General features: G+C 69.7%; 28 protein-coding genes and 2 pseudogenes. 12 read left to right on the top strand and 18 right to left on the bottom strand.

The features are described from left to right. Together Q4F04_RS05190 and Q4F04_RS05185 are read right to left on the bottom strand one after the other, a co-directional pair. A pseudogene (locus tag Q4F04_RS05190) lies at nt 1–193 on the bottom strand (L-lactate permease); the annotation flags it as partial. A 112-nt stretch (nt 194–305) separates the two neighbouring features. Then, nucleotides 306–689 (bottom strand): hypothetical protein, encoded by a 384-nt coding sequence (locus Q4F04_RS05185; protein ID WP_303368769.1) that lies wholly within the window; start codon nt 687–689, stop codon nt 306–308. Between the two features lie 688 nt (nt 690–1,377). Between Q4F04_RS05185 and Q4F04_RS05180 the strand changes: the two genes are divergently transcribed. The 3 genes from Q4F04_RS05180 to truA all read left to right on the top strand — a co-directional run bounded on the left by Q4F04_RS05180 (nt 1,378) and on the right by truA (nt 4,562). Next, nucleotides 1,378–2,151, top strand: coding sequence for a FadR/GntR family transcriptional regulator (locus Q4F04_RS05180; RefSeq protein WP_303368768.1), 774 nt, complete (start codon nt 1,378–1,380; stop codon nt 2,149–2,151). Between the two features lie 646 nt (nt 2,152–2,797). Continuing rightward, nucleotides 2,798–3,760: a 5-bromo-4-chloroindolyl phosphate hydrolysis family protein gene (locus Q4F04_RS05175; protein ID WP_303368767.1), complete on the top strand. Its 963-nt coding sequence runs from the start codon at nt 2,798–2,800 to the stop codon at nt 3,758–3,760. Between the two features lie 4 nt (nt 3,761–3,764). After that, entirely contained in the window at nt 3,765–4,562 is a 798-nt protein-coding gene (gene truA / locus Q4F04_RS05170; protein WP_303368766.1) for a tRNA pseudouridine(38-40) synthase TruA, read from the top strand. On the opposite strand, the gene Q4F04_RS05165 is transcribed toward truA, so the two are convergent. Continuing rightward, a complete protein-coding gene (locus Q4F04_RS05165; RefSeq protein ID WP_303368772.1) occupies nt 4,534–5,160 on the bottom strand; it encodes a sugar transferase in 627 nt (208 codons plus the stop codon). The two genes, truA and Q4F04_RS05165, sit on opposite strands and share 29 nt — an antisense overlap. 292 nt (nt 5,161–5,452) lie before the next feature. Here Q4F04_RS05165 and Q4F04_RS05160 point away from each other — a divergent pair, with 292 nt between their 5' ends. The 4 genes and pseudogenes from Q4F04_RS05160 to Q4F04_RS05145 all read left to right on the top strand — a co-directional run bounded on the left by Q4F04_RS05160 (nt 5,453) and on the right by Q4F04_RS05145 (nt 7,954). Next, complete coding sequence (locus Q4F04_RS05160; RefSeq protein ID WP_303368765.1) at nt 5,453–5,908, top strand: universal stress protein; 456 nt, start codon at nt 5,453–5,455, stop codon at nt 5,906–5,908. A gap of 69 nt (nt 5,909–5,977) precedes the next feature. Next, a complete protein-coding gene (locus tag Q4F04_RS05155) occupies nt 5,978–6,541 on the top strand; it encodes a NifU family protein (RefSeq protein ID WP_303368764.1) in 564 nt (187 codons plus the stop codon). Continuing rightward, nucleotides 6,534–6,992, top strand: a pseudogene (gene tsaB / locus Q4F04_RS05150) (tRNA (adenosine(37)-N6)-threonylcarbamoyltransferase complex dimerization subunit type 1 TsaB); the annotation flags it as partial. The gene Q4F04_RS05155 and the pseudogene tsaB, both read left to right, overlap by 8 nt. A 557-nt stretch (nt 6,993–7,549) precedes the next feature. Further along, the gene (locus Q4F04_RS05145) at nt 7,550–7,954 is read left to right on the top strand and encodes a GNAT family N-acetyltransferase (RefSeq protein ID WP_303368763.1); all 405 of its coding nucleotides are present in this window, start codon (nt 7,550–7,552) and stop codon (nt 7,952–7,954) included. 157 nt (nt 7,955–8,111) lie between these two features. Here Q4F04_RS05145 and Q4F04_RS05140 read toward each other — a convergent pair whose 3' ends face one another. The 9 genes from Q4F04_RS05140 to Q4F04_RS05100 form a co-directional block, all read right to left on the bottom strand. Continuing rightward, a complete protein-coding gene (locus tag Q4F04_RS05140) occupies nt 8,112–8,519 on the bottom strand; it encodes a hypothetical protein (protein ID WP_303368762.1) in 408 nt (135 codons plus the stop codon). A 250-nt stretch (nt 8,520–8,769) separates the two neighbouring features. Further along, nucleotides 8,770–9,861, bottom strand: coding sequence for a flagellar type III secretion system protein FlhB (gene flhB / locus Q4F04_RS05135; RefSeq protein ID WP_303368761.1), 1,092 nt, complete (start codon nt 9,859–9,861; stop codon nt 8,770–8,772). Continuing rightward, on the bottom strand, nt 9,858–10,598 hold the full coding sequence (locus Q4F04_RS05130; RefSeq protein WP_303368760.1) for a flagellar biosynthetic protein FliR: 741 nt from the start codon (nt 10,596–10,598) through the stop codon (nt 9,858–9,860). Before Q4F04_RS05130 ends, flhB begins: the two co-directional genes overlap by 4 nt. Further along, nucleotides 10,595–12,673: an FHIPEP family type III secretion protein gene (locus Q4F04_RS05125; protein ID WP_303368759.1), complete on the bottom strand. Its 2,079-nt coding sequence runs from the start codon at nt 12,671–12,673 to the stop codon at nt 10,595–10,597. Before Q4F04_RS05125 ends, Q4F04_RS05130 begins: the two co-directional genes overlap by 4 nt. Further along, nucleotides 12,670–12,915 carry a hypothetical protein gene (locus tag Q4F04_RS05120; RefSeq protein ID WP_303368758.1) on the bottom strand — a complete coding sequence of 82 codons (246 nt, stop codon included), beginning with the start codon at nt 12,913–12,915 and terminating at the stop codon, nt 12,670–12,672. Before Q4F04_RS05120 ends, Q4F04_RS05125 begins: the two co-directional genes overlap by 4 nt. Next, nucleotides 12,915–13,781: a flagellar motor stator protein MotA gene (gene motA, locus Q4F04_RS05115; RefSeq protein WP_303368757.1), complete on the bottom strand. Its 867-nt coding sequence runs from the start codon at nt 13,779–13,781 to the stop codon at nt 12,915–12,917. The genes Q4F04_RS05120 and motA overlap by 1 nt, the downstream gene beginning before the upstream one ends. Before the next feature lies 1 nt (nt 13,782). Continuing rightward, nucleotides 13,783–14,322, bottom strand: a complete 540-nt coding sequence (locus Q4F04_RS05110; RefSeq protein WP_303368756.1) for a MotE family protein — start codon at nt 14,320–14,322, stop codon at nt 13,783–13,785. Next, nucleotides 14,315–14,641 (bottom strand): hypothetical protein, encoded by a 327-nt coding sequence (locus Q4F04_RS05105; RefSeq protein ID WP_303368755.1) that lies wholly within the window; start codon nt 14,639–14,641, stop codon nt 14,315–14,317. Before Q4F04_RS05105 ends, Q4F04_RS05110 begins: the two co-directional genes overlap by 8 nt. Nucleotides 14,642–14,649: 8 nt before the next feature. Further along, the gene (locus tag Q4F04_RS05100) at nt 14,650–15,129 is read right to left on the bottom strand and encodes a flagellar basal body-associated FliL family protein (RefSeq protein WP_303368754.1); all 480 of its coding nucleotides are present in this window, start codon (nt 15,127–15,129) and stop codon (nt 14,650–14,652) included. Nucleotides 15,130–15,245: 116 nt separating this feature from the next. Between Q4F04_RS05100 and fliF the strand changes: the two genes are divergently transcribed. The 4 genes from fliF (at nt 15,246) to fliP (ending at nt 18,889) form a co-directional block, all read left to right on the top strand. After that, entirely contained in the window at nt 15,246–16,826 is a 1,581-nt protein-coding gene (fliF, locus tag Q4F04_RS05095; protein WP_303368753.1) for a flagellar basal-body MS-ring/collar protein FliF, read from the top strand. Then, on the top strand, nt 16,823–17,383 hold the full coding sequence (locus Q4F04_RS05090; RefSeq protein ID WP_303368752.1) for a hypothetical protein: 561 nt from the start codon (nt 16,823–16,825) through the stop codon (nt 17,381–17,383). Before fliF ends, Q4F04_RS05090 begins: the two co-directional genes overlap by 4 nt. Before the next feature lies 1 nt (nt 17,384). Then, nucleotides 17,385–17,633 carry a FliM/FliN family flagellar motor C-terminal domain-containing protein gene (locus Q4F04_RS05085; protein WP_303368751.1) on the top strand — a complete coding sequence of 83 codons (249 nt, stop codon included), beginning with the start codon at nt 17,385–17,387 and terminating at the stop codon, nt 17,631–17,633. A gap of 554 nt (nt 17,634–18,187) precedes the next feature. Beyond that, a complete protein-coding gene (gene fliP / locus Q4F04_RS05080; RefSeq protein ID WP_303368750.1) occupies nt 18,188–18,889 on the top strand; it encodes a flagellar type III secretion system pore protein FliP in 702 nt (233 codons plus the stop codon). A 527-nt stretch (nt 18,890–19,416) separates the two neighbouring features. On the opposite strand, the gene Q4F04_RS05075 is transcribed toward fliP, so the two are convergent. After that, nucleotides 19,417–20,376, bottom strand: a complete 960-nt coding sequence (locus tag Q4F04_RS05075) for an acetyl-CoA carboxylase carboxyltransferase subunit alpha (RefSeq protein WP_303368749.1) — start codon at nt 20,374–20,376, stop codon at nt 19,417–19,419. Nucleotides 20,377–20,455: 79 nt separating this feature from the next. Between Q4F04_RS05075 and Q4F04_RS05070 the strand changes: the two genes are divergently transcribed. Beyond that, a complete protein-coding gene (locus Q4F04_RS05070; RefSeq protein WP_303368748.1) occupies nt 20,456–20,806 on the top strand; it encodes a YciI family protein in 351 nt (116 codons plus the stop codon). A gap of 1 nt (nt 20,807) precedes the next feature. Here Q4F04_RS05070 and Q4F04_RS05065 read toward each other — a convergent pair whose 3' ends face one another. Genes Q4F04_RS05065 through Q4F04_RS05045 form a run of 5 tightly spaced genes read right to left on the bottom strand, consistent with a single transcriptional unit; the run spans nt 20,808 to nt 24,802 of the window. Then, nucleotides 20,808–21,239 (bottom strand): molybdenum cofactor biosynthesis protein MoaE, encoded by a 432-nt coding sequence (locus Q4F04_RS05065; RefSeq protein ID WP_303368747.1) that lies wholly within the window; start codon nt 21,237–21,239, stop codon nt 20,808–20,810. Then, a complete protein-coding gene (gene moaD / locus Q4F04_RS05060; protein WP_303368771.1) occupies nt 21,239–21,484 on the bottom strand; it encodes a molybdopterin converting factor subunit 1 in 246 nt (81 codons plus the stop codon). Before moaD ends, Q4F04_RS05065 begins: the two co-directional genes overlap by 1 nt. Before the next feature lie 2 nt (nt 21,485–21,486). Then, complete coding sequence (gene pgsA, locus Q4F04_RS05055; protein ID WP_303368746.1) at nt 21,487–22,107, bottom strand: CDP-diacylglycerol--glycerol-3-phosphate 3-phosphatidyltransferase; 621 nt, start codon at nt 22,105–22,107, stop codon at nt 21,487–21,489. 46 nt (nt 22,108–22,153) lie between these two features. Continuing rightward, complete coding sequence (locus tag Q4F04_RS05050; protein ID WP_303368745.1) at nt 22,154–23,374, bottom strand: YcjF family protein; 1,221 nt, start codon at nt 23,372–23,374, stop codon at nt 22,154–22,156. A gap of 48 nt (nt 23,375–23,422) precedes the next feature. After that, entirely contained in the window at nt 23,423–24,802 is a 1,380-nt protein-coding gene (locus Q4F04_RS05045; protein ID WP_303368744.1) for a YcjX family protein, read from the bottom strand. Between the last annotated feature and the right edge of the window lie 53 nt (nt 24,803–24,855).

Here is a 24,855-nt window from a genome sequence, read left to right as displayed (position 1 = left end):
CGGTGATGGCCCCGTTGGCGGTGGCCCCCAGAACCTTGTTCAGGTCGGTGCCCCAGACGAAAAGGGCCGTTGCTGCCGTGACCAGATAGGCCACGAACATCGAGAGCTTGGCCGAGCGTTCCAGCACCACCAGCAGCAGGAACACCGTGGCGATGGGCAGCAGGGCCAGAATGAATATCAGGAAACCAGTCATCTTTCCTCCTCGTATGAACGGGGCCAGCCCCGCCGTCTTGTTGCTACAGTGGTTTCCCGGCACTTCCTCCCGTGCCGGGGGCTTTCAGAAGACCGGGTGCGGGCTCCCCGGCTCAGTATCGCTTTCTGGGCGGGATCAGGTCGGTGATCGTGCCCTCGGACATCTCGGCGGCGAAGTTGACCGTCTCGCTCAGTGCCGGGTGGGGACGGATGGTGTGGCCCAAGTCCGCCGCGTCTGCGCCGGTCGCGATCACCAGCGCCGCCGCGGCGATCGCTTCGCCCGCGTTCGGCCCGAAGATCGAGGCGCCGATCACCCGGTCATCGGCCTCGTCGAAGATGGCCCTGGTGATCCCTTCCGACCAGTCCGGCGACGTCGAGCGGCCCGAGGCGGCCCGGGGGAACACGCCCCTGCCGATCCTGCGGCCCCCGGTCCCGGCTGAGGTTTCGGCCGCGCCGACCCGGGCGGCTTCGGGGTCAGAGGCCTGATCCTCCATCATGTTTCCCGTGGCTGAAGGATTGTCAGGCGGATGCAGGGAATGGCGCAGGAGATGACAGGGCCTGCCGTGGAGGGGCGCAGCGGCGGCCGCTTCCCGCAGGCCGCCGCCACGTGTCGGGGCCGCCGGGGCGATGACGGTCATGGTCATTCTGCGCCGTCCTTTTGCCGAAACATGGTCCGAGCCTACGCAGAGCCTTTCCGCGTGCAAACGATTTCGTGATGGTGCGTTCTCTTGATCTGCTCCTCGCTCGTCCATGGAACGCGGTGCGGTGTCCGCTGCTGCGCAACAGCGCGGCCACGGCGTCCGGGGCGATGCGCGTCCAGCCTCAGGGCCTCCTTGCAGGCGAGGCCCGTGAAGCCGCGCTTCGGCAGGCCACAGGTATCCTGCTGGATATGATTGGCATCCTCCCGCTCCCTCTGACCGCCCCTCCCGGCGGGCGACAGTGGCCTGTCGCAAGAGGTCCATATTATTGTCCTCTTGCATCGGTCAAATGTTTTATCTCCTCTGTTGCACCGATGAGCGAGATTTCAGTAGCTCAAGCTGCTTTGAAGAGATCAGATGCAGAGACCGCTGTTGGTAATAAGCGTATGACATACGGGCGTTAACGCTCTGTGCCTTCTTGAACCTATTCTTCCGAGGTCAATATTATTTCCAGCCATACCCCCAAATAGCCTGACAGGGCAGACCGATGATCGCAGTGGATGTCTTCGAACCCATCGACCACGAATCGGTGGTTGAGGTGGTCGTTGGCAAGATCGAGACGATGATCGTGGACGGGGTGCTGAAGGGCGGCGCCCGCCTGCCGTCCGAGCGCGAGATGGCCGAGGCCTTCCATGTCTCGCGCCCGAAGCTGCGCGAAGCCCTGCAGGTCCTTGAAAGCCGCAATCTCGTGACGGTGCGCCACGGCGACGGCACCTATATCGCCGAGCTTACCGGGCGGGCGATGTCGCCCGCGATGCTGGCGCTTTATGCACGCCACGGCGAGGCGTTCCACGATTACCTGGAATATCGCTGCGAGCAGGAGGCCTTCGCGGCCCGCCTCGCCGCCCGGCGCGCGACCGCAGCCGACAAGGAACGGCTGTCCGCGATTCGGGACGAGCTTCGGGCCGCCTGGGACGCCCAGGATTGCGAGGCCGAGCGGGAGGCCGATTTCCGGCTGCACAGCGCGGTCGTGGACGCCAGCCACAACACCACACTGATCCACATGATGGCCTCGGTCTTCGACCTGACCCGGCGAGGCATCTTCTACAACCGCGACCTCTTGCGCAGCATCGACGGCACCGGCCGCAAGCTGCTGGACCAGCATCTCGGGATCATCTCGGCGATCGAGGCGGGCGATGCCGACCTGGCCGACAAGGCCGCCCGCGATCATCTGGACTTTGTCGGGCAGTCGATCCGCCTCGGCCGGGAAGCGCAGCGCCGCGAGCGCCGCGCCCGGATGCGGCTCAACTCGGCGGAGTGATCGCGGGGGGTGTCCCGCCTGGATGGTGCGGGTTCGGGTGAACCGCGCTGACAGCTTTCCTGCGGCAATGCGCCCGAGGAACGCGGGCGGATGAAAAGATGCCTTAGGGCGATCTTGCCCCGGGGCTATCCATAAACGGTTCGAGAGAGCAGGCGAACAATGCGCGGCTGCGCCGGCTGGTCGCCGATCCGGGCTTCGACAGGGAAATGCTTACGAAGGTGATCCGAAAAAAGATCTGGCCCTGGCCCGGTGTCGCAAGATGATCGACTTCGTTAGGACGGTGTCCCTGCTGTCCATCCGACAGGCGTGCCGGGCGGTGCCGGTGCCGCGCTCGACCTGCCATTGCGTCTTGAAGCGGCTGCCGCAGGACGTGCGGGCAAAGCGCATCCGCAAGCTGGCGGAGACCCATGTGCGCCATGGCTGCCGCCGCATTCACATCCTGCCGCAATCGGAACGGGCGGGCCGCTGCGGGGTTGACCGTGCGGCCGGCCTCGTGCGACCCGCAGGGGACGGCCATTGCCGAAACCCCCGTCCAGCCGAAAGACCATGCCCATGTCCCGTCCCGCCGCGCAGCGCCTGTCATTCTTTCTTCTGATGGGAGTGACGCTTTACGCCTCGCTTTTCGGCGCGGGCTGAGGGCGGAGCGATGGCGAAACGGTTCGGCGGCAAGTTTTCCCCGGGCGCAGGGCGCGGCGGTGACGGCGTCCCCGCCCGGCCAGCACCGGGCGAGGTGCGCCATCCGCATGAAGGCCGGACCAAGTGGATCACCTTCATGGCCTCGCCCTTCCTGCTGACGGCCTTCTTCCAGGGCGATCCGGTGGTGATGGCCACCAGCCTTGCGGGCTTCGGCATCACCGCGGGGGCGATGTGGATGACGCGCGAAGGGCTGCAGGCCGAGGCCGCCTATGACGCCCGCCGCGTGGCCCGCAGGCCCGCCATCCCCCGCAAGCTGTTCGGCGGCGTGCTGACCGGGCTGGGTCTGGCGGTCGGCTCGGCCGAGCCGGGCGCGTTGGGCGGCGCGCTGGCCATCGGCTTCACCGGCTCGATCCTTCACTGGCTGACCTTCGGCACCGACCCGATGGCCGACAAGGGGATGGAGGGCGTGGACAGCTTTCAGCAGGACCGCGCCGCCCGCATGGTGGACGAGGCCGAAAAGCACCTGGCCGGCATCACCGACGCGATCAAGCGGGTGGGCGACCGGCGGCTTGAGGCGCGGGTGGGGACGTTCGCCGCCACGGCGCGGAACCTCTTTGACCGGGTGGAACAGGACCCCGGCGCGCTGGCCGCGGCGCGGCGCTATCTGGGCGTCTACCTGATCGGCGCCCGCGACGCGACGGTGAAGTTCGCCGACCTCTACCAGCGGACCCGCGACGAGGGCGCCCGCCGCCAGTACGAGGCGCTGCTGGCCGATCTCGAATCCAGCTTCCAGGCGCTGCAGCAGCGGCTGCACCAGGGCGGCCGCACCGACATGGACATCGAGATCCAGGTGCTGCGCGACCGCCTTGCCCGCGAGGGCGTCCGTCCGCCCGAAACCGCGGCGCTGGAGGACCGCAGCGATCCGACCCTGGACGAGTTGTTCCGCATCCCCGAGAAGCAGCCCCGCCGGTAAACCCATGCCGCGCTTTGCGCTGAAGATCGAATATGACGGCGGCCCCTTTGCCGGCTGGCAGGCGCAGGCCGACCACCCTTCGGTGCAGGGCGAGGTCGAACGGGCCTTGGCGGCGCTGGACCCCGGCTTCCGCGCCGGTGCGCGGATCGCGGCGGCGGGACGGACGGACGCCGGGGTTCACGCGACTGGGCAGGTGGCCCATGCCGACCTGTCGCGCGACTGGGACCCCTTCCGGCTGGCCGAGGCGCTGAACTGGCATCTCAAGCCCGCGCCGGTCGCCGTGCTGGCCGTGGCGCCTGTCCCCGACGACTTCCACGCCCGCTTTTCGGCGCAGGGGCGGCGCTACCTGTTCCGGCTGCTGTCCCGCCGCGCGCCCGCAACGCATGACCGGGGGCGGGTCTGGCAAGTCGCCCACCCGCTCGACGCGGGGGCGATGCGGCAGGGCGCGGCGCATCTGGTCGGGCGGCATGACTTCACCACCTTCCGCTCGGCCATGTGCCAAGCGGCAAGCCCGGTGAAGACGCTGGACCGCATCGAGATCGAGGAGATCGCGTTGCCCCATGGCGCGGAATACCGTTTCCACCTGTGGGCGCGGTCCTTCCTGCACAACCAGGTCCGTTCCATCGTCGGCACGCTGGAGCGGGTGGGCGCGGGGGCTTGGGAACCCGGCAGGGTGCGCGAGGCGCTCGACGCCCGCGACCGAGCCGCCTGCGGGCCGGTCTGCCCGCCGCAGGGCCTGTATCTGGTGGGGGTGGACTACCCGGCGGACCCGTTCAGCGCCGCCGCTTCCAGCGCGGGATGATGACGGTCATCACCGTGTTGGCGATGATCCACAGGTCCAGTGCCAGCGTCCGGCGGCGCTGATAGATCATGTCCAGCCGCAGCTTGGTCGGCAGGCAGCGCCGGTAATAGGCCGCCTCGGTCGCCTGGGGCGAATGGCATCGGGCCATGATCCGGTCCTCATGCGCGTGATAGATCAGTGTGGCAAGGCCGGTGACGCCGGGCCGGGTCCGCAGCACCTCGGCATAGCGGCGGGGAAAGCGGTCCACGTATTCGCGCAAGGGGGGGCGGGGGCCGACAAAGCTCATGTCGCCGCGCAGGATGTTGAAAAGCTGCGGCAGCTCGTCGATCCGCGTCCGGCGCAGGAAGCAGCCGAGCCGCGTGATCCGCCAGGACTTGTAGGCGCCGGTCGCGCCTGCGTCCTTGTCCACGGCGGTCATGGTGCGGAACTTGATCAGCCGGAAGGACTGGCCCGGCGCCCGCATCCGTTCCGACAGGTAGAAGACCGGCCGCCCTTCGAAGACCAGCAGCAGCCCGGCGACCAGCAGCATCAGCACCGACAGCGGCACCAGCAGCAGAAGCGCCAGCCCGACATCGAACAGCCGCTTGCCCGGCGTCATCCCGATTCCGGGCAGGCGCGGGATGCCCGCCGAGGCGATCGCGCCGGCATTGCCCAGCGGGCCCGGCCCGTGAAACGGGGCAAGCCCGATCTTTTCGCTGTTCCAGTCGGGTTGGATCGTCACTCGCTCGGTCACCCTCGATCGGTTACGGTCGGGACTCTTTCCGGGCGTTAGCATAGTGGGGGTCCGATGCAAGTGCACGGCCGGCCCTTTTCCTGGGGGGTTGAGAAGCTGATGCAGTTTTGCGACTCTGGTTCGGCGGAATCTGGCCGAGCTGCCGAAGGAACGGGTAATGCGAAAGTTTCTGGTCGTGCTGGATGACAGCAAGGAATGCCTGAACGCGATCCGCTATGCCGCGCTCAGGGCCGCGAACACAGGGGGCGCGGTGCAGGTGCTGTCGGTGATCCCCGCCGAGGAAATCCAGCACGGCTTCGGGGTGGCCGATGTCATGCGGGCCGAGGCGCGCGAGCGGATCGAGGCGCAGTTCGAGGTCTTCGCCAAGTGGATGCGCGACCGTCCGGGGGTCGAACCGGAACTGGTGATCCGCGAGGGCGATCCCGGGGCCGAGCTGATCGCCCAGATCAGCGACGACGCCGCGATCGCCATTGTCGTGCTGGCCGCCGCCGCGGCCGGCAGCGGGCCGGGTCCACTGGTCACGCGGCTGATGCGCGAAATGGCCTCGCTGCCCTGTCCGCTGACCATCGTGCCCGGCGACATCTCGCGCGAGCGGCTGGAGCAGATCACCTGAGCCGCCGGTCCCCCCGGGCTTGACTTGGCCGGTCCCGGGACCATATCGGACGGGACCGAGGAGCATCCGATGTTCATTCAGACCGAAACCACCCCGAACCCCGCCACGCTGAAGTTCCTGCCCGGCGAAACCGTGCTGGGCAGCGGCACGGCCGATTTTCCCGATGCGGGTCGCGCGGCGGCAAGCCCGCTGGCGCAGCGCATCTTCGCCGTGCCGGGCGTCGCCGGCGTCTTCCTGGGCTCGGATTTCGTGACCGTTACCAAGTCCGACGCGGCGATCTGGGACCAGATCAAGCCCTCGATCCTAGGCGCGATCATGGACCATTACCAGTCGGGCGACACGGTGCTGGCCCAGTCCCAGGTTGCGGCTTCGGGCGGCCATGCCGCCCATGACGGCCCTGATGCGGAAATCGTGGGCCAGATCAAGGAACTGCTGGACACCCGCGTGCGGCCCGCCGTGGCGCAGGACGGCGGCGACATCACCTTCCACGGCTTCGACCGTGGCGTCGTCTACCTGCACATGCAGGGGGCCTGCGCGGGCTGCCCGTCCTCGACCCTGACGCTGAAGATGGGGATCGAGAACCTGCTGCGCCATTACATCCCCGAGGTCACCGAGGTTCGCCCCGTTGCCTGACGGCCTTCGGGTCCTGGGCTTCGACACGTCGGCCGCGCATTGCGCGGCCGCTGTCATTTGCGGCGACCGCGTGCTGGCCCAGCGCGTCGAGCCGATGACGAGGGGCCAGGCCGAGCGCCTGTTTCCGCTGCTCGAAGAGCTTCTGGCCGAGGCTGGCCTGTCCTGGCCCGACTTGGATGCCATCGGGGTGGGCGTCGGTCCGGGCAACTTCACCGGCATCCGCATCTCGGTCGCGGCGGCGCGCGGGCTGGCGCTGTCGCTGGGCATCCCCGCGCTGGGCGTCTCGGCGACCGAGGCCGCCGCCTGCGATGCGCTACGCCCCTGCCGGGCCGTGGTGCCGCTGCGGGGGGAGGAAGTGGTCTGGCAGGATTTCGGCCCCTGCGCCGATGTCCAGGCCATAGGGGATGCGGCAGGCCGGCCTGTCGCAGTCGACGGCCTGCCGGCTGCTGCGGCTGGTGCCGCCGGGACCGAGGACGGTGCCCGGACAGGGGCTTCAAGCGGCATGGATCATGCAGGCCCCTCCGACGCGGCTGCCGAGGTCATGCGCCGGGCCTGGAACCCCGGACAAGCCGAAAAGCCTGCCCTGCCGCCGCACCTCTCAGTCATGGCGAGATCATCAGGAACCCCGGACCGCGGTCCCCTGATGCGCGATGATGGCCTGCCGGATGGCGCTTCAGGCTTCGCTCCTGCGGAAGCAGGTAAGGGTGCCCCAACCCCGTCTCTCGCGGGATCGGCCGCCACTGACCAGCCGGGGAGCGCGCCTTCCACGCCTTGCCCACGCAGCGCCCCCCATGGCCCGGTGCTTTCCAGAAGCGGCCGGCTTCCGCCCGGCCTGCCTGCCTGCCTGCCGCGTCACCCGGTCGCGGTCGCAATCGCGCGGGTGGCGCTCGGGCGTATGGCAGCGATCGGCGGGATTTCGACCCAAGGCCATGTTCCCCGGCCGGCGCCGCTGTATCTTCGCCCGGCCGATGCCGCTCCGCCCCGTGACCCTCCGCCCATGATCCTGCGATGACCCCCCGCGAGCTTGCCGAGCTTCACGCCCGCTGCTTTGTCACGCCGCGGCCTTGGAACGAAGCCGAGTTCGCCGCCCTGCTTTCATCCGCCGCCTGCGTGCTGCATGAGACGGCGGGCGGCTTCCTTCTGGGCCGGATCGCAGGGGGTGAGGCCGAGCTTCTGACGCTTGCCGTCGATCCCGCCGCCCGCCGGGCCGGACGCGGGCGCGACCTGGTCCGCCGCTTTCAGGCGGCCTGCGCCGCGGCAGGCGCAGAGGCCGCGTTCCTCGAGGTTGCATCCGACAACGCCCCGGCGCTTGCGCTTTACCGGGCTTGCGGCTGGTCGCCCGCAGGACTGCGGCGAAACTATTATGCGCCCGGCATTGATGCGGTGGTCATGCGGCACCCGCTTTCAGGCTGACGGCCCGCCCCCCATCGGCGACAACGGCAGGTGGTGCCCCTGCCCGGGCCGGTCTTGCGGCATGGCGGATGCGGGCGAGGACGCAGGCGACTGCAGCCAGAATCTTCCTAAGGATGCTGCAAATCCCCCGGCGTTGTGTTGCCATTGCCTGAACCCTTTACCCTCTCCGCTCCGCCTTCCTGCGTTCCTGATCCTCCCTCAGTTGCTGCAGGCTGGACAGCGCCTCGGCGCGGCCGAAGGCGAGGGTGGCTACACGTCGAGCGACCTCAAGGCCGGGCTTCATCCGTGCCAGCGCGACCTCGGCACGTTGCGCCTGGCCGGTGCGATAAGCCACCATCGCCGTCGTCAGCCGCCACTGGTCCGGCCTGTCCGCACCGGGGGCGGCGATCGCCTCGGCCAGATCGGTGCGAAGGGCATCGACCTGACGCTGCATGGCCTCGGAATGGGCCCGATAGGCGGCATAGCGGCGCAGGTCCGCGTCCGCCTTGATGCGCGCCAGACGCGCGAGCGCGCCGAGTTGTCCGCTTTTGCCGCTCATGACATGTCCGCCCGGATCATCGGCCATCGCCTCGCATCAGCCTGGCCATTGGTGTCGCGCTCTCCGATCAGGCTGCCGCATCCGCCATATGCGGGCAGAGGCCGTCCATGTGCCGTGTCGCGCGGGCGGCCGGCACGAACCCGATCCGTGCCCTGCGCCACCGGAAACGAAGAGAGGGCAGGTGCTGACGAAATGCCGGCAGTGATCCGCACGGCCTGCGGCGGCGCTGCGTTGTGCCTGCCGTGCGGGAACTGGGGGCGCCTTGCGGCAGGACCAGTCATTTCGCAGCCCCTTCCAGATCGCCCCCGTATCCCCCGCGTGCCTTGGCGCGCATCGCTTCGGCAAAGCGGATGGCCGCGGCCACGGCGCCGAACTGGGCATGGGGGATCTCGTCCCCGATCCCCAGTGTCGCGTGCAGCGCGCGCGCGCAGGGGGGATCGGACCAGACCGGGACCCTGTGATCGCGGGCGCGCTGGCGGATGCGGGCCGCGACCTCGTCCACGCCCTTGGCAAGGCAGACCGGCGCCCGGCCGCTGCCGCGCTTCCATTCCAGGGCGACCGCGTAATGCGTCGGGTTCACGATCACCACATCCGCCCGTTCCACGTCCGCCAGCATCGAGCCGAGCGCGAGATCGACCGCCTTCTGCCGCCGCGCCGCCTTGAGATGGGGATCGCCCTCGCTGTCCTTGTGCTCGTCCTCGACCTCTTTCCGGGTCATCCGGTTGCGGCGGCGAAAGTCGAAATGCTTCCACAGCAGATCGACACCCGCGAAGACCAGCGCCACGGCCAGCGCCAGGATCAGGACCTGCCGGATCAGGACCGGCAGCGCCTGCGTCCAGGCGGTCGCGCCCATGCGGGCGGCCTGCACGATCGTCTCGCCCAAGGTGGCGAACAGCAGCGCGCCACCCGCGGCGACGCCGCCCAGCTTGGCAAGCGAGATGGCAAAGGTCACAAGCCCGGTCCTGCCGAACTTCTGGGCGGCATTCCTGAACGGGTCCACGCGCTTGAGATCGGGGGCAAGCCGCGAGGGCGTGAAGACCAGCCCGCGCTGGATCACCAGCCCCGCCAGGACCAGCACCGCCGGGACCAGCACCGTGCCGAGAACCGCGGCGACAGACAGAAGCCCCAGCGACCGGGCCAAGGCGTCGGAGCTTTCGGGCAGGGGTTCCCCGCCCAGGGTCCGCTGGGCCAAGCCAAGCCATGCGGGAATGACGGTCGCACCGGCCAGGATGAAGGCGCCCAGAAAGCCCAGATAGGCCAGCGCGGTCGCGACCTCGGCCGAGCGCGGAATGTCGCCCTTTTCGCGCGCGCGGCGAAGTTTCTGCTCGCTCGGCTCGTGCTGGCGGTCGTCCTTGTCCTCCTCGCTCATCGCAGGTCCGGCAGTTCAAGCGACAGCACGTTTCCGGCCCAGATCGACAGCAAGCCCGGCATCAGCAGTGCCAGCGCCGCAAGCGCCAGCAGGATCGCGGCAGGGGCGGCCACGAAGACCACCGGCATCGCAGGCATCACGCGGGCAACCACGCCCGAGAGCAACTGGAACAGCAGGCCGCCGAGGATGAAGGGCGAGGCAAGCAGCAGCGCCAGCGTGAAGCTGTGGGCGATCAGCCCGGGGAAAGCGGGCCAGAGCGCCCCGATCTCGGGCCAGAGCCCCGGCGGCTTCACCGCGAAGCTGTCAGTCAGGACCTGGCAGATCATCACCGGCAGGCCCATGGCCATCAGGACCGCCAGCCCCGCCATGTGCATGAGGTTGCCGATCGGATGCGGCGGCATGTCATCCGAGATCCCCAGCAGCGCCGACATCGAGGCGCTTTGCGCCAGCGTCGTCGAGGCCACGTCCAGCGCCATCGCCACGACCCGCACCATCAGCCCGAGGACCAGCCCCGAGACGATCTCGGCGGCCATGAGCGCCGCGAGCTGCAGCGGCAAGGGCGGGGGCATGGGCCGGGCGGCCCCGGCGTAAAGCGGTGCCAGCGACATCGCCGCGGCGACCCGCACCCGGATCGGCAGGAACCGCTCGCCGATCCCCGGCATCGCCAGCAGGCAGGCCTGGATGCGGGCATAAACCAGCAGCAGGGGCGTCAGCCAGAGAAGAAGCTCAGGCGTCATGGCTCGACCGTGCCGACCAGCCGGATCCGCGCCTGCGGATCGACCTCGTCGATGCCCAGGACCGGCCAGGAAAGTCCCGCGCCCTTCGCCATCGCCCGGATCAGCCGGCGGCGGTGGTCGGGAACGACCAGCGCGGGTTGCGCCTCGGGCGGCAGGCTGGCTGCGGCGAGGCGCAGCTTTTCCGTCAGCCGCTGGATCAGCGGGGGGGTGATCGCCCCGGGGGCGCGGCCCGGTTCGGCCTCGGCGCGCAGGAACTCGGATTCCCATCCCGGATGCAGTTGCATGACGTCAAGCTGCCCGTCGGGGTCGGCCAGCGCCTCGGTGATCTGGCCGCGCAGGCGGCGGCGGACGAACTCGGCCGCGATCTCGGGGTCGGGCGAGCGGCTTTCGTGGATGCCTTCCACGATCAGCGCGAGGTTGCGGATCGAGATGCGGTCCTCCAGCAGCAGGCGCAGAACCGCCAGCAACTGCTCGGGCGCGACCTTGTCGGGGATCATGCTGTCAAAGACGCGCTGGTAGGCCTGCGCCCGCGTCTCGTCCGACAGCGCGCGCAGTTCCTGCATCAGCCGCTGCAGCGAGCCGAGCGTCAGCAGCGCCGGCATCTGCGCCTTGACGGTTTCCATCAGGTGGGTGGACAGCACCTCCATCGGCGTCACCACGCTGGCGCCGGAAATTGCGGCCTCGTCCTGGCGCGACGGGTCGATCCAGCGGGCGGGGCTGTCATAGACGGGCTCACGCGTGCGTTCGCCGGGGATATGGGCCAGCAGGTCCTCGGACCCCAGCGCGAGGATCTGGTGCGGGTTCAGCCGCCCGCGCGCCCGGACGACGCCGTGGATGCGGATGACATATTCGCCGGGCGCGCCGCCGATGGCGTCGGTGATCCGCACCTCGGGCAGGATGATGCCATAGCTGCGGGCGATATGGATGCGCAGGTTGTTGATGCGCCCGCCGAGGCCGCGCGTGGGGTCCAGCGCCGCCGCGATCAGGTCGGCGCCGATTTCCACGCAGATCTCGTCGGTATCCAGCACGTCGCCGATCCGCGGCCTTGCGGGTGCCGCAGAGGCCGCGTCCCTCGTCTCCTCGGGCGCGGCGGCTGGGCGGGTGGCGTTGCGCCAGGCGAACCATGCGGCGATTCCGGCAATCGCCAGGAAGATCAGCGTCGGCATCCCCGGCACGAAGGCCAGCACCGCCATGCCCGCGGCCGCGAGCGCTGGCGCGTGCCAGCCCTGCGCGACCTGCTGCGACAGCAGGTCGGCCGTCGACTCGGTCGAGCCTCCGCGCGAGAGCAGCAGCGCCGCCGCCATCGAGGTGATGAGCGCGGGCACCTGCGTCACCAGCCCGTCGCCGATGGTCAGTTGCGAATAGGTCGCAAGCGCCTCGCCCGCCGGCATCCCGTGGGAAATCAGCCCGACGCCCAGGCCCACGAAGAAGTTGACGGCGGTGATCAGCAGCCCGGCGATGGCGTCGCCCTTGACGAACTTGGACGCGCCATCGAGCGAGCCGTAGAAGCTGATTTCCCGCCCGTCCTGCGCCCGGCGGCGCTTGGCCTCCTCATGGGTGATCGCGCCCGAGTTCAGGTCGCCATCGATGGCCAGCTGCTTGCCCGGTAGCGAATCGAGCGCGAAGCGGGCCGAGACCTCGGCCATTCGCCCCGAGCCCTTGGTGATCACCATGAAGTTCACGATCGAGATCACGGCAAAGACCGTGATCCCGACCATCAGCGAGCCGCCCGCAACGAATTGCGCGAATCCGCTGATGACCTCGCCCGCCGCATCCGGGCCGGTGTGGCCCTCGGTCAGGATCAGCCGGGTCGAGGAGACATTCAGCGACAGCCGGATCAGCAGCGAGATCAGCAGCATCACCGGGAAGGCCTGGAAGTCGGTGGGCTTGTGGACGACGCTCGCCATCACCAGGATCAGCATCGAGGTGGCAATCGATAAGGCGATCCCCACGTCCAGCAGCGCGGCCGGGATCGGGATCACCATCGACATCACCACCAGCACCAGCGCGCCGGTAATGGCGAGCGGCCTTGCCGAGGCGGAGAGGCTTTCGCCCACGGGCGCGACCGCGGTCATGGCGCGTCTCCGGCGGGGGCGATGACCCAATCCACCGGCATCACCACGTCGGCAAGAAAGCCCGCGCGGCGCAGGTGGACGATGACCAGCAGCCGCTGGTCGGGGGGCAGGGCCTGAAGATGGACGGGGAAGTCCGGCGCAAGCTCCTCTCCGGCCAGTAGCCTGTCGGTCGCGTCATCGATGAAGGCGCTCGCGGCGGGGCTGAGCGCCTGGGCCGCGGCAAGGGCGAGAGCGGCCAGCATCACGCGGCCTTCCTCATGTCGCGCAGCGCGGTCTCGACCTCGGCGAAGCTGGGGCGCAGGTGCTCGGGCGCGGCCTGGCGGCCGACCTCGACGCAAAGGTTGGTGGCATGCTGGTGCAGTCCCGCGATCAGCACGGACTTGATGACCTCGTAGAAGGCCAGGTCCTGCTTCATCACGGCCGCCAGTCGCTGCGCCAAGGGCGCGACCAGCCCGTAGGCGAGGAAGACGCCGAGGAAGGTGCCGACCAGCGCGCCGCCGATCATGCCGCCCAGCACTTCGGGTGGCTGGTCGATCGAGGACATCGTCTTGATGACGCCCAGCACCGCCGCGACGATCCCCAGCGCGGGCAGGGCGTCGGCCATGTTCTGCAGTGCGTGGGGGACATGCATCGCCTCCTCCTTCATCAGGTTGAGCCGCCGCGTCAGCATGTCCTCGACCTGGTAGGGGTCGTCATAGTTGAGGCTCGCCGAGCGCATCGTGTCCGTGATCAGCGAGACGGCGTCCTCGTCCTTGAGGATTTTCGGATAGGCTTGGAAGATCGGGGAGTCCCCGGGCGCCTCGATGTGCTGCTCCAGTTCGATCGGGTTGGCGCGGGCGATCTTGAGAAGCTGGAACAGCAGGCACAGCATCTGGGTATTGTCGGCCTCGTGCCAGCGCGCGCCCTTGAAGGCGCGGATGATGCCGGGGACCGTGTGCTTCAGCACCCCGCTGTCGTTCGACAGCAGGTACGATCCCACCGCCGCGCCGCCGATCATCATCATCTCGAAGGGCAGCGAATGGGTGATCACCGCCATCTTGCCGCCGGCCAGCATGTAGCCGCCGAAGACCATGGCGAAGGTGAGGACGATGCCGATGATGCCGAACATCTCAGTCTCCGGTCAGGCGGGGGCCGCCCATGTGGGCGGTCAGGATGGCGGCATGGCCGGGATCGATCCGGGCGATGATGCGCGCGCCTGCGTCGGGCTGGACGCGGGTCAGGATCTCGGCCGCGAAATCGGGGGGCAGGGCCGCGAGGATCGTCGCGGCCTCGGCGGGCTTCATCGCGTCATAGACGGCGATCAGCCGCTCGATCCCCTCGGTCCGGCCCGCGTTCCGGCCCTCGCGGGTCTCGCCCAGCGCGGCCTTGGCCTTCTTCAGCGCGGCCAGCCGCGTGGTGATCTGCGCCTCGGTTGCCGCCAGTTCGCGCTTACGACGTTCGAGGTCCGCAAGCGCCCGCTCCACCGCGATCCCGCGCAGCCGCAGCGTTTCGGCCAGCGCCACCGCCTCTGGCACATCGGTGCAGCCGTCCAGCAGTGGCGTGACGGCCGCCTCGGCGGAAAGCGCGCGGGCCAGCCGGTCCCCTTGCGCGATGGCGAGGCCCGCGACAAGCGCGATGGCGCCGCCCATCCAGAACAGGCGATCAGGCATCCTCGGCCTCCTTCATGCGGCGCCGCCGGACGGGCCGGCGCGCCGCCGCCTGCGGCATGAACTGCTGTTGCAGCGCCCAGTAGGCGCGTTCGGACTTGGCCTTCTCGATCTCGCGCGCGAGTCCGTCCGAGGCGGTGGCCGCCCCCGCCTGCGCCGCGGCCAGCGCGGCTTCCAGCCGAGCGATCTCGGCCGCCATCACGGCGATGGCGCCGCCGAGGCCGGTTTCGAGGTCGTTGAGCTTGCGCAGCCGGCGCGCCAGCAGGTGGCAGTAGCCCGCCACCGTCAGCGCCGCCACGACCAGTGCGGCCTGAAGGATCATGGGAATCGTCATTGGATGCGGAACTCGGTGATGAGAAGGTCGCGGACCGCGGCTTCGCCCAGGATGAAGCCGGTGCGGGTGGCGAGTTCGCCGCGCACGATTTCGAGGATGCCGCGGCGGCTGAAGGCGCTGGCGTCGATCTGGGACAGAAAGCCGTTGTAGCTGTCGAGGATGCGCGGCATCAGCAGCCGCGCCTGTTCCAGCGCGCCCGGCTCGACCTCGATGATCACCGACAGCGCCAGCGTCTGCGTCCGCTCGCCGGGGATGGTCAGCACGATGCGGGGCACGTCGAGGAAGGTGGCGGCGGGCGGTGAGGGCACGGCCTCGCCGGCAGGCTCAGGGGAGTGCAGCAGCGACAGCGGCGACCAGAGGCCGGTGAATGTTGTCCCCAGTCCCGCCGCCAGCGCCACGACCGGCAGCGCCAGCGGCAGCAGCCGGCGCAGCAGCGGCCTGGCCGGGGTTTGGGGCGATGCGCTGATGTCGGTCATCTGATTCTCCGTCCTCTCGGGACCGGATTACCAGCCATGGGCTAACCGATTCTTAATGCCCGCCATGCCATGACGATTCCCGTCGGACCGAGAACGATTCGAAAGGGTATCGCGGGATGCAGAAGCTTGCCGAATACTGGGGCGAACGCAGCAGCAGCCAGAAGCAGTTGATCGCGGCGGCGTTCCTGCTGACCTTCCTGGCCGTCGGCGCCTTCGCCTTGCTGGCGAACCGCACGCCCATGGCGCTGCTTTATTCCGGCCTCGACCCGGCGCGGGCGGGCGAGGTGATGGCGGAACTCGACAAGACCGGGGTGCCGTCCGAGATCCGGGGGGACGCGATCTGGGTCGATGCGGCGGAACGCGACCGGCTGCGGCTGACGCTGGCGGGGATGGGGCTGCCTGCGGCGGGCGGCGCGGGCTACGAGATCCTCGACGGGATGTCGGGCTTCGGCACGACCTCGCAGATGTTCGATGCGGCCTATTGGCGGGCCAAGGAAGGCGAACTGGCCCGCACGATCCTGACCGTGCCCGGCGTCAAGGCGGCGCGGGTCCATCTGGCGCCGCCCGCCACGCGCGGCTATCGCCGGGACGCGGGCGGGGCGGCCTCGGTGACGGTGACGATGGGCGGCGGCGGCCTCGACGCCAAGCAGGCGCGGTCGCTGCAGTTCCTGGTGTCCTCGGCGGTGCCCGGGCTCGACCCCGAGCGGGTGAAGGTCATCGACAGCGCCCGCGGCATCGTCTCGACCGGAGAGGAGACCGTCGCCGCCGACCGCGCCGCCGAGATGAAGCGCAATGTGGAACGCATCCTCGAACCCCATGTCGGCCCCGGCAATGCCATCGTGGAACTGAACCTCGACCTCGTGACCGAGACCGAGCAGCTGTCGGAACAGACCTTCGACCCGAATGGCCGCGCCCTTGTCTCGCAGGAGAACGAGGAGACCACCGACCAGTCCACCAACAGCGAGCAGGGCGCGGTGACGGCCTCGTCGAACCTGCCGGAAGGCACCGGCGCGCAGGGTGAGCAGAGCCGCTCGACCAGTTCCGAGACGCGGCAGCGGCAGAACTATGAGGTCAGCCGGATCACGCGCGAGATACTGCGCGCGCCGGGCGCCACGCGGCGGCTGACGGTGGCGGTACTGGTGAACGGGACCCCGCAGCGCGCCGCCGACGGGACGGAAGCCATCCTGCCCCGCAGCGAGGTCGAGCTTGAGGCGCTGCGCGAACTCGTGGCCTCGGCGGTCGGCTTCGACGAGGCGCGGGGCGACGTCATCACCGTCAAATCGCTGCCCTTCTCGGCGATGGGAACCGAAGGCACACTGGCCGAGCCGGGCGGCATCCTTTCGCGGCTGGCGCTGAACGACCTCGCGCGGCTGGCGCTGATCGGCTTCTTCGCGCTGGCGGTCGCGATGGTGGTGATGCGGCCGATCCTGCGGTCGCGGACGGCGGCCGCCAGCCCGCTGCTGGATGCCTCGGGGGCCGCCTCGGGCGAGGTTCTGCCCCCGGCGCTCGCGTCCGCGATGATGGCTGAAGGCGCCACGACGCTGCCGAGCCTTTCGACCGCGCAGCCCGAGGTCGAACTGATGCCCCCTGCCGCCCTCGCCGATCCGGTTGCCCGGCTGCGCGACCTGATGCGTGAGCGGCGCGAGGAAAGCGTCCGCATCCTTTCCGGCTGGATCGCCCAGAAGGAAGAGGCATGATGGGCGCGGTTCTGCAACTCGAGCGTTTCGACCGCGAGCCGGTTGAGCCTCTGCCCGCGGTCTTCGCGCAAGCCGATCTGGACGTGGCCTTCGCGCGCGGCCTTGACGAGGGGCGGCGGCTGGCCGAGGCCCGGCAGGTGGCTGCGCTGCGTGACGCCGTTGATGGCCTTTCCCGGCGTCTTGACGCCGAGCAGGCGGCGCGCGGCGCGGGGGACGCAACCGAGGTGAAAAGGATCGCCCCGCTGATCGAGGCGCTGCTGGACGGGGTGATCCCGGCCGTCGCGCGCGCCCGGCTGCAGGGCGCGCTGCTGAAGGAGATGCTGCAGCTTTCCTCGGCCGTTCCGTCGCTGACCGCCCGCATCCGCTGTGGCGCTGACCTTGCGGCGTTCGCAGCGGCCTGCCTGTCCACGACGGGGGCGGCGGGGATCGAGATCGACCCCACGGCGCCCGAAGGAACCGCCGAGGTCGAACTGCTGGGCGGCCGCATTGTCTGGGACACGGCGCAGATCGCCGCCGAGTTGCGCAGGCTCGTCAACGAAGTGACGGAGGTGGAGTGAGATGGAGCCAGAACACAGCCTGATTCCGACGCAAGCGATCCAGGTCGAGATCGCGATCCGCATCGGCCGCACCCGGCTGTCGGTGGCCGATCTGGCGCGGCTGCAGGCCGATGACGTGCTGCCGCTGGAGCAGGACGCGGCGGACGGCGTCGAGATCTGCATCGGCGAGAAGGTGGTCGCCCGCGGCGAACTGGTCGAGCATGGCGGCGAGGGCCGCCTGGCCGTCCGCATCCTGGGTCCGGCGGCATGAGGCGAAGGCCCGGCCCGGGCGCCGGCCCCGCCGCAGGCTGGTCGCGGGCGGGATGGCAGTGTCGCGCGCACCCGGGATGGCGCCCGGGCAGGCAACTCGGGGGACTGCGTCCTGTCATTGCTCACTTGCTGCTCTCGGCCCACCGGCACCTTTCGCCCCGGCCGAGTTGCCAAGGGGACGGACGGCTTTGCCTTTTGCTTGCGGGTTGTGGCGGGCGAGTGCCTGTCCGCCGCCTTGTCCTTCGGGCCGCGGCAATGCTTTCCGGCCTGCGCCGGCAAACAGGCGAGCGTGACCGGGGCTTGCAGGAAGGCAAGACCTGCGATGTCCTTCGCTGTGGAGGATCGGCGAATGGGAACCCCGTGAGGGATGCTGTTGCCCGTCGTTGCCCGTGCGTCCCTGTCCCACGCAGCGCTGCGGGACGTCCCTGTCCAGACCCGGACAGGGTGGACCGGCTGCAATCCGCGGCGCCGGTGCAGCCGCGTCCTCGCGGCTCATCGGCGCGCGTTCCGGCCATTGCCGGCGTTCTCGGGCTCGCGGTCCTTCCTGGCGGGGCGATGGCGCAGGGCCTGTCCGACCTTGCCGCCGGGGCCGCAAGCGGAGTCGGGCAGAACGCGGTGATCCTTGTCCTCGGGCTCACGCTGTTGTCGCTTGCCCCGGGCATCGCGATCATGGTGACCTGCTTTCCCTTCATCGTCACGGTGCTGTCGATCATGCGGCAGGCGATCGGGCTGCAGCAGTCGCCGCCCAACATGCTGATCGTCAGCCTCGCCATCTTTCTCAGCTGGTATGTCATGGACCCGGTGCTGCGGGATGCCTGGGCGGCTGCCGGTGCGCCCCTGCAGCGGGGCGAGATCACGCTCGATGTCGCCTTCGAGCGCGGGATCGAGCCCTTCCGCCGCTTCATGTCGGACCGCATCGACCCCGACACCATGGCCGCGCTTGCCGAGGTCGCGCCGCAGCCCGAAGGCAGCCCCCCGCCCTTGCCCGAGGCGCTTGACCCGCAGGTGGCGCCGCTGTCGCTGCTGGTGCCGTCGTTCATGCTGACCGAGATCCAGCGCGCCTTCGCAATCGGCTTCCTTGTCTCGCTGCCATTCCTGATCATCGATCTGGTGGTCTCGGCGATCCTGATGTCGATGGGGATGATGATGGTGCCGCCCACGGTCGTGGCGCTGCCCTTCAAGCTGGCGTTCTTCGTGGCCGTAGACGGCTGGGGGCTGATCGCGGCCGCTCTGGTCCGGGGCTATCAGGGGGGATGAGCGTTCCCCCGGATGCATGGACCGGGTTGCGCGGTCGGAAATGGCATCCACAGGCGAGAAAAAGCGGCGCGCGTCCGACTGGCGAGTCGATGCCAGATGTCGCGGCGCAGGATGCGGGGGAACCCGGACATCAGGGGCAGGTGGATCGGCGCCGCCGGCTGCACGGGAAGCAAGGCCGGAGGGCGATCGCTGGCGGTCAGGACATAACGGGGCAGGCGAGCAAGAACGCCCGTGCGTGGATGGGGAACGCGGTTCGGGTATCCGTGAGGCCCGTGGAACGGCGAAACAGGCGGCAGGGCAGAGCGTGGTTTTCCTGTAAAGCAGATGCATCCGGCGGGAGGGCCGGAAAAGACCCGTCATCCGGCTGGATCATGTTTCCTTGTCCTTCGTCTGATGCGACCGGCGAGGCGGCGACCGCGTGCGGCAGGATGCCCTCTGTCTGTCCAAGTCCGGTGGCCTTGCGACAGACACCGGACGTCTCGACTCCGCTCGTGTGTCGAGGCAGTCGCAGCCTCCGGCCTTGCGGCTCAGGCCGCCAGGCCCCGCGATCCCATGTCGAGGTATTTCTGCCGGCGGTCGCGGATCAGGTCGGCGGGCGACTTGCCCTGCAGGTCGCGCAGCAGGCGGGCGATCTCGTCGCCGACAGAGCGGATCGTCTCGTCGGGTTCGCGCTGGGCGCCGCCCAGGGGTTCCGGGATCACGGCATCGATCACGCCCAGCTTCCTGAGGTCCTGCGCGGTCAGCTTCAGCGCCTCGGCCGCCTCGCGCATCTTGTCGGCGTCCTTCCACAGGATCGAGGCGCAGCCCTCGGGCGAGATCACCGAATAGATCGAATGTTCCAGCATCGCCACGCGGTCGGCCGTGGCAAAGGCCACCGCGCCGCCCGAGCCGCCCTCGCCGATCACCACGGACACCAGCGGCACGCCGATCTGCAGGCATTTCTCGGTCGAACGCGCGATGGCCTCGGACTGGCCGCGTTCCTCGGCGCCCTTGCCGGGATAGGCGCCGGGGGTGTCCACCAGCGTGATCACGGGCAGGCGGAAGCGGTCGGCCATGTCCATCAGCCGGATCGCCTTGCGATAGCCCTCGGGGCGGGCCATGCCGAAGTTGCGGTGGATGCGCGAGCGGGTGTCGTTGCCCTTCTCGTGCCCGATCACCACCACCGCCTGGTCGCGGAAGCGTGCCAGCCCGCCCATCACCGCATGATCGTCCCCGAAGGCCCGGTCGCCTGCAAGCGGCGTCCATTCGGTCAGAAGCGCGTCGATGTAGTCGATGCAATGCGGGCGGTCGGGGTGGCGCGCGACCAGCGTCTTTCGCCAGGGATCGAGGCTGCGGTAAAGTTCGCGTAGCAGGTCCTGCGCCTTGCGGTCCAGCGCCGCCGCCTCTTTCTCGAGATCGACGCCTTCCCCCTTGCGGGCCAGCGCGCGCAGTTCCTCGGCCTTGCCTTCAAGGTCGGACAGCGGCTTTTCGAACTCGAGATAGGTCATGCGCGGGCCTTTCGCTTGTCGCCGCCTATATGCGCGGCGCCTTGTCGGATTGCAACGAAGCGGCAGCGCGGCGCTTGCCATGACGGCGCGGCGGGTCCACACTGCGGCCACGCTGCCCGAGGTTGCGATGTCCGCCATCCTTCTGCGCCTGGACCCGCCGCGCCCCGATTTTCCGAAGGACGCGAGTGCCGCCGAGGAAGAGGCCATGGCCAGCCATGCCGCTTGGTGGCAGGCGATGGCTGACAAGGGACAGGCGATCGCGATCGGGCCGGTGCTGGACCCGGGCGGCGTCTGGGGCCTTGCCCTTGTCTGGGCGGAAAGCGAAGCCGATGCGCTGACGCTGGTCGAGGGCGATCCGGTGATCGTTGCGGCGCTGGGGTTCCGCTACAGGGCGATGCAGATGGGCGGGCTGATCCTGCCGGGATCGTGATTCACCAGCGGTCCAGCGCGGCCTCGTCCTCGGCCTTGGCGGCGACCCAGCCGCGGGGACCGTCCGCGCCGATCTCGCGCTTCCAGAAAGGGGCGCGGGATTTCAGCCAGTCCATCAGGAAATCGGCGGCCTCGAAAGCCGCGCGGCGGTGCGGGGCGGCGGTCGCGACCATCATGATCGGCTCGCCCACCGCAATGCGGCCGTAGCGGTGGACCACCAGAACGTCGGTCAGGCCGAAGCGGTCAGCGGCGGCCCGCGCGTGTTCCGACAGGGCACGTTCGGTCATGCCGGGGTAATGCTCGATCTCAAGCGCGGTCAAGCCGTCATCGGCGCGCACGAGGCCGGTGAAAGTCACGACCGCGCCCGCGCCTGCGCCGAAGCCTTGGGTCAGGGCGGCGGCGTCGAAGGGTTCGGGCTGGACAAGGACGCGCATCAGCCACCCGTCATCGGCGGAAAGAAGGCGACCTCGCGGGCGTTGCCCAAGGGGGCGTCCAGATCCGTCAGCGCCTGGTCCACCGCGACCCGCACGGCCCCGAGGTCGGACAGCGCCGCTGCGTGACGGTCGCCTCGCGCCGCCAGTTCGGCCACCAGTTCGCGCACGGTCGTGGCCGAGGTTTCTACCTGTTCCCGCGGGGCACCGATGCGCTCGCGCAGCCAGGCGAAGTAAAGAACATTCAGCGTCATCGCACATCCCTCAGCCAAGGCCGGGCCTTGCGGAAATAGTCCCAGCCGGTGATCGCGGTCAGGATCGCGGCGATCCACATCAGCACCAGCCCCAGATGGGTGGCAAGATCGGACCAGTCGCCGCGCCAGACCCGCCCCACGCCCACCCGCGGCGGCAGGCCCCTTTCGTAATAGTCGATGCCCGTTCCCAGGAACATCACCGCGATGGCAATCATCTGGGCGGTGGTCTTCCACTTGGCAAGGGGCGTGACCTTCAGCCGGCCGGCGTCGGCGCCCAGGAACTCGCGCAAGCCGGCGACGAAGACCTCGCGGAAGAGGATCACGGTGGCGGGCAGGATCAGCCAAGGGTTCATGCCGGAATAGCCGGTGATGACCACCAGCGCGATCACCACCATGGCCTTATCCGCGATCGGGTCCATGGCCGCGCCGAAGCGGCTTTCCTGCTGCCAGCTTCGGGCGAGATGGCCGTCGATCCAATCCGTCACCGCCGCCAGCACGAACAGCGTCAGCGCCGCGAAATCGGCAAAGGGCCGGCTGAGGAACAGGAACATCAGCGGCACGGCCGGGGCCGCGAGCAGGCGCAGCAGCGTCAGCAGGTTGGGCAGGTTCCATCTCATGGCGCGCAGGCTAGTGGCTTGCAGGGGCGGGCGGAAGGGCCTGCGGTCACTTCTTCGTTTCCCTGCCGCCCGAGTCGTCGCCGAACAGGCCCTTGAGCCCCCGCGCCATGAGGTTGCCGACCCTGGGACGGGGCGCCTGGATGAAGGGCAGGGGGCGGCAGACCTCCATCGCGGCGACGCCGACGCGGGCGGTCAGCGCCCCGTTCACCACGCCCTCGCCGAAGCGGCGGCTGACCTTCGCAAGCACGCCGCCGCCCGCGACGGTGTGGATCAGGTCGTCCCCCGCCGCGACCGCGCCGGTGGCGATCAGGTGGGTGACGACGGTGCGCGCCAGCCGCCAGCCGCCCACCGCGCCCGCGCGGCCACCGTAGATCTCGGCCATGCGCCGGATCATCCGCAGGTTGGCGGCCAGCGCCGTCAACACATCGGCCAGCGCCAGCGGGATCAGCGCGGTCGCGGCGGCGACGGTGCGGGACGCAGCCTCGATCTCGCGCCGGGCTTGGCTGTCGAGGGGGGACAGCAACTCGGCCTCGGCCATCGCCAGCAGCACCTCGGCGTCGAAGCTGTCCTCGCGGCGGCGGGCCATGTTCTGCCGCGCCCGCGCCATCTCGGGTCGGCGGGCATAAAGCGCATCGAGCTTGTCCAGCACCTTCTGCGCGCGGTCGAGATCGCGGGCGGCAAGTGCCCGGCCCGAATCGCGGTGGATCTCGTCGATGCGGCCCAGCCGCGCCCAAGCGGCGTATTCGCGGATTGCCAAGGCCAGCGTCGCCAGCGTGAAGGCGGCAAACAGGCCGACGCCGATCCAGCCCAGAACGGCCGAGCGGGCCATCAGGTTGTCGAAGAACTCCAGCGCGGCCATGGACAGAAGGAATGTCAGCAGCGCCGCAAGCGTGTTCAGGAAGAAGCTGGTCACGCGAGAAGGGCGGCGGCCGACGATCCGCGTCACCAGCTCCATCGTGCGGGGACGGGGCAGGGGGACCGTCAGCCCGTCATCGATCGGCGGCGCATCGGCGGGCGAGGGACCTGCAGGCGCGTCCTTGAGGCGCGGGGCGCGGGCATCGCGTGGTGGATCGTGACGAGGGGCGGCCGCAGCAGGTTGCGGGGGCTCGGCCGGGTCCGGCGGGGTGTCAGCCCGAGGCTCGGCGCGACGGGCAGTCTCATCTGCCGCTTTCCTGTCCTGTTGCCGCGCCTCGTCCTGCGCGGGGGCGGCAGATTCGTATTCGATCAGCACAGGGCCGCGGCGCGGAGGTTTGGGGATTTCAGCCATCGTGCTGCCTCTGCGCGGTCGGCATGGGTATCTGGGCCAGGAAGAAGCTCACAGCCGGTCTCCGATCAGGAACTCGGCGGCGCGGTCCAGCCGGATATGGGGCGGCCCGTCGCCGGGGCGCAGCGTGTCCGGCGCGGGGGCGAAGTTCATCACCGCATAGTCGGCGTCGAGCCAGCGATGCGCGCCCTCGGCGGCGGGGCGCAGGAGGTCCGCGGGGTTGTCGGGCAGTTCGCCGGGGTAGAAGGCCGCCTGCCGGCCATCCATCAGGGTGCCGCGCACGGCGGGCAGGTCCTGGCCGTCTTGGCGGATGATTTCCTCGGTCGTCGTGCGCAGCGCGGCGATAGCCAGCGAATCAGTGCGCGCGCCCTGGAAGTCGGCGCGGTCGCGGGCCTCGCGCAGCATGGCGGTCAGGATGTTCGACAGCCGCGCGTGCTGGACATGGTGCAGGTGGTCGGCCTTGGTCGCGGCGAAAAGGATGCGTTCGACCCGCCGCGTGCCCAGAAGCTGCGATAGCCAGCCGATGCGGCCGGGGCGGAAGGCCGACAGGATGTCGGCCATGGCGCGGCGGGTGTCCTCGACCGCGCGGGGGCCGGCGTGGATGGCGCCGAGGACATCCACCAGCACCACCTGCCGGTCGATGCGGGCGAAATGGTCGCGGAAGAAGGGTTTCACGACGCGCGACTTGTAGGCGTCGAAGCGGCGGCGGAATTCCTTGTAAAGGGCCGAGGACGCCAGCGTATCCGGCAGCGGCGCGAAGGTCAGGGCGGGCGAGCCCTCCATCTCGCCGGGCAGCAGGAAACGGCCCGGCGTGGTGTCCGAGAAACCGCCGTCGCGGGCGGCGGCCAGATGCGCCGTGTAGGCGGCGGCGAGGCGCTGGGCCAAGGGCTCGGCAAAGCGCGCTTGCGCATCGATGCTGCCCAGTTCGGCGCGGTAGCGGTCGGCACCAGGACGGTGCTCGATCCGTTCGAGGACCTCGGCGGACCACTGGGCGAAGCTGCGCTCCATCAGGCGCAGGTCCAGCAGCCACTCGCCGGGGTAATCCACGATGTCGAGGTGGATGGTCTGCACGCCCCGCAGGCCAGACAGCAGCCCGCGTGGCTGCACCCGCAGCGACAGGCGCAGCTGGCTGACCGCGCGGGTGCCCTCGGGCCAGTGCGGGTCCGGGCCTGTCAGCGCGGCCAGGTGGCGTTCGTAGTCGAAGCGGGGCACGGTGTCGTCGGGCTGCGGCTGCAGCCAGGCCGCGCGGATGGTGCCGTCGGCGGCGGCGCGCAGGCCGGGCATCCGGCCGCGGTCCAGCAGGTTCGCCACCAACGAGGTGATGAACACCGTCTTGCCCGCCCGGCTGAGACCCGTGACGCCCAGCCGGATGACCGGATCGGCCAGCCCCAGCCCGCGCATCAGGCTGCCAGTGGTATCGGACAAGGCCATGCGGTCCCCCGTGGAATCAACGGCCTGTCAGATAGGCGGTCGGCGCCTCAACG

The sequence above is a fragment of the Paracoccus sp. (in: a-proteobacteria) genome (assembly GCF_030536915.1).
Lineage (GTDB): Bacteria > Pseudomonadota > Alphaproteobacteria > Rhodobacterales > Rhodobacteraceae > Paracoccus.
The sequence above is the reverse complement of the archived record's forward strand: the minus strand, read 5'-3'. Positions and strand labels throughout refer to the sequence as shown.

What these genes read in the sequence shown, in the direction of transcription:
- Q4F04_RS05185 (WP_303368769.1), bottom strand. Translation starts at nt 689, where the DNA reads ATGATGGAGGATCAGGCCTCTGACCCCGAAGCCGCCCGGGTCGGCGCG.
- Q4F04_RS05180 (WP_303368768.1), top strand. Translation starts at nt 1,378, where the DNA reads ATGATCGCAGTGGATGTCTTCGAACCCATCGACCACGAATCGGTGGTT.
- Q4F04_RS05175 (WP_303368767.1), top strand. Translation starts at nt 2,798, where the DNA reads ATGGCGAAACGGTTCGGCGGCAAGTTTTCCCCGGGCGCAGGGCGCGGC.
- truA (WP_303368766.1), top strand. Translation starts at nt 3,765, where the DNA reads ATGCCGCGCTTTGCGCTGAAGATCGAATATGACGGCGGCCCCTTTGCC.
- Q4F04_RS05165 (WP_303368772.1), bottom strand. Translation starts at nt 5,160, where the DNA reads ATGACGCCGGGCAAGCGGCTGTTCGATGTCGGGCTGGCGCTTCTGCTG.
- Q4F04_RS05160 (WP_303368765.1), top strand. Translation starts at nt 5,453, where the DNA reads ATGCGAAAGTTTCTGGTCGTGCTGGATGACAGCAAGGAATGCCTGAAC.
- Q4F04_RS05155 (WP_303368764.1), top strand. Translation starts at nt 5,978, where the DNA reads ATGTTCATTCAGACCGAAACCACCCCGAACCCCGCCACGCTGAAGTTC.
- Q4F04_RS05145 (WP_303368763.1), top strand. Translation starts at nt 7,550, where the DNA reads ATGACCCCCCGCGAGCTTGCCGAGCTTCACGCCCGCTGCTTTGTCACG.
- Q4F04_RS05140 (WP_303368762.1), bottom strand. Translation starts at nt 8,519, where the DNA reads ATGGCCGATGATCCGGGCGGACATGTCATGAGCGGCAAAAGCGGACAA.
- flhB (WP_303368761.1), bottom strand. Translation starts at nt 9,861, where the DNA reads ATGAGCGAGGAGGACAAGGACGACCGCCAGCACGAGCCGAGCGAGCAG.
- Q4F04_RS05130 (WP_303368760.1), bottom strand. Translation starts at nt 10,598, where the DNA reads ATGACGCCTGAGCTTCTTCTCTGGCTGACGCCCCTGCTGCTGGTTTAT.
- Q4F04_RS05125 (WP_303368759.1), bottom strand. Translation starts at nt 12,673, where the DNA reads ATGACCGCGGTCGCGCCCGTGGGCGAAAGCCTCTCCGCCTCGGCAAGG.
- Q4F04_RS05120 (WP_303368758.1), bottom strand. Translation starts at nt 12,915, where the DNA reads ATGCTGGCCGCTCTCGCCCTTGCCGCGGCCCAGGCGCTCAGCCCCGCC.
- motA (WP_303368757.1), bottom strand. Translation starts at nt 13,781, where the DNA reads ATGTTCGGCATCATCGGCATCGTCCTCACCTTCGCCATGGTCTTCGGC.
- Q4F04_RS05110 (WP_303368756.1), bottom strand. Translation starts at nt 14,322, where the DNA reads ATGCCTGATCGCCTGTTCTGGATGGGCGGCGCCATCGCGCTTGTCGCG.
- Q4F04_RS05105 (WP_303368755.1), bottom strand. Translation starts at nt 14,641, where the DNA reads ATGATCCTTCAGGCCGCACTGGTCGTGGCGGCGCTGACGGTGGCGGGC.
- Q4F04_RS05100 (WP_303368754.1), bottom strand. Translation starts at nt 15,129, where the DNA reads ATGACCGACATCAGCGCATCGCCCCAAACCCCGGCCAGGCCGCTGCTG.
- fliF (WP_303368753.1), top strand. Translation starts at nt 15,246, where the DNA reads ATGCAGAAGCTTGCCGAATACTGGGGCGAACGCAGCAGCAGCCAGAAG.
- Q4F04_RS05090 (WP_303368752.1), top strand. Translation starts at nt 16,823, where the DNA reads ATGATGGGCGCGGTTCTGCAACTCGAGCGTTTCGACCGCGAGCCGGTT.
- Q4F04_RS05085 (WP_303368751.1), top strand. Translation starts at nt 17,385, where the DNA reads ATGGAGCCAGAACACAGCCTGATTCCGACGCAAGCGATCCAGGTCGAG.
- fliP (WP_303368750.1), top strand. Translation starts at nt 18,188, where the DNA reads ATGGCGCAGGGCCTGTCCGACCTTGCCGCCGGGGCCGCAAGCGGAGTC.
- Q4F04_RS05075 (WP_303368749.1), bottom strand. Translation starts at nt 20,376, where the DNA reads ATGACCTATCTCGAGTTCGAAAAGCCGCTGTCCGACCTTGAAGGCAAG.
- Q4F04_RS05070 (WP_303368748.1), top strand. Translation starts at nt 20,456, where the DNA reads ATGACGGCGCGGCGGGTCCACACTGCGGCCACGCTGCCCGAGGTTGCG.
- Q4F04_RS05065 (WP_303368747.1), bottom strand. Translation starts at nt 21,239, where the DNA reads ATGCGCGTCCTTGTCCAGCCCGAACCCTTCGACGCCGCCGCCCTGACC.
- pgsA (WP_303368746.1), bottom strand. Translation starts at nt 22,107, where the DNA reads ATGAGATGGAACCTGCCCAACCTGCTGACGCTGCTGCGCCTGCTCGCG.
- Q4F04_RS05050 (WP_303368745.1), bottom strand. Translation starts at nt 23,374, where the DNA reads ATGGCTGAAATCCCCAAACCTCCGCGCCGCGGCCCTGTGCTGATCGAA.
- Q4F04_RS05045 (WP_303368744.1), bottom strand. Translation starts at nt 24,802, where the DNA reads ATGGCCTTGTCCGATACCACTGGCAGCCTGATGCGCGGGCTGGGGCTG.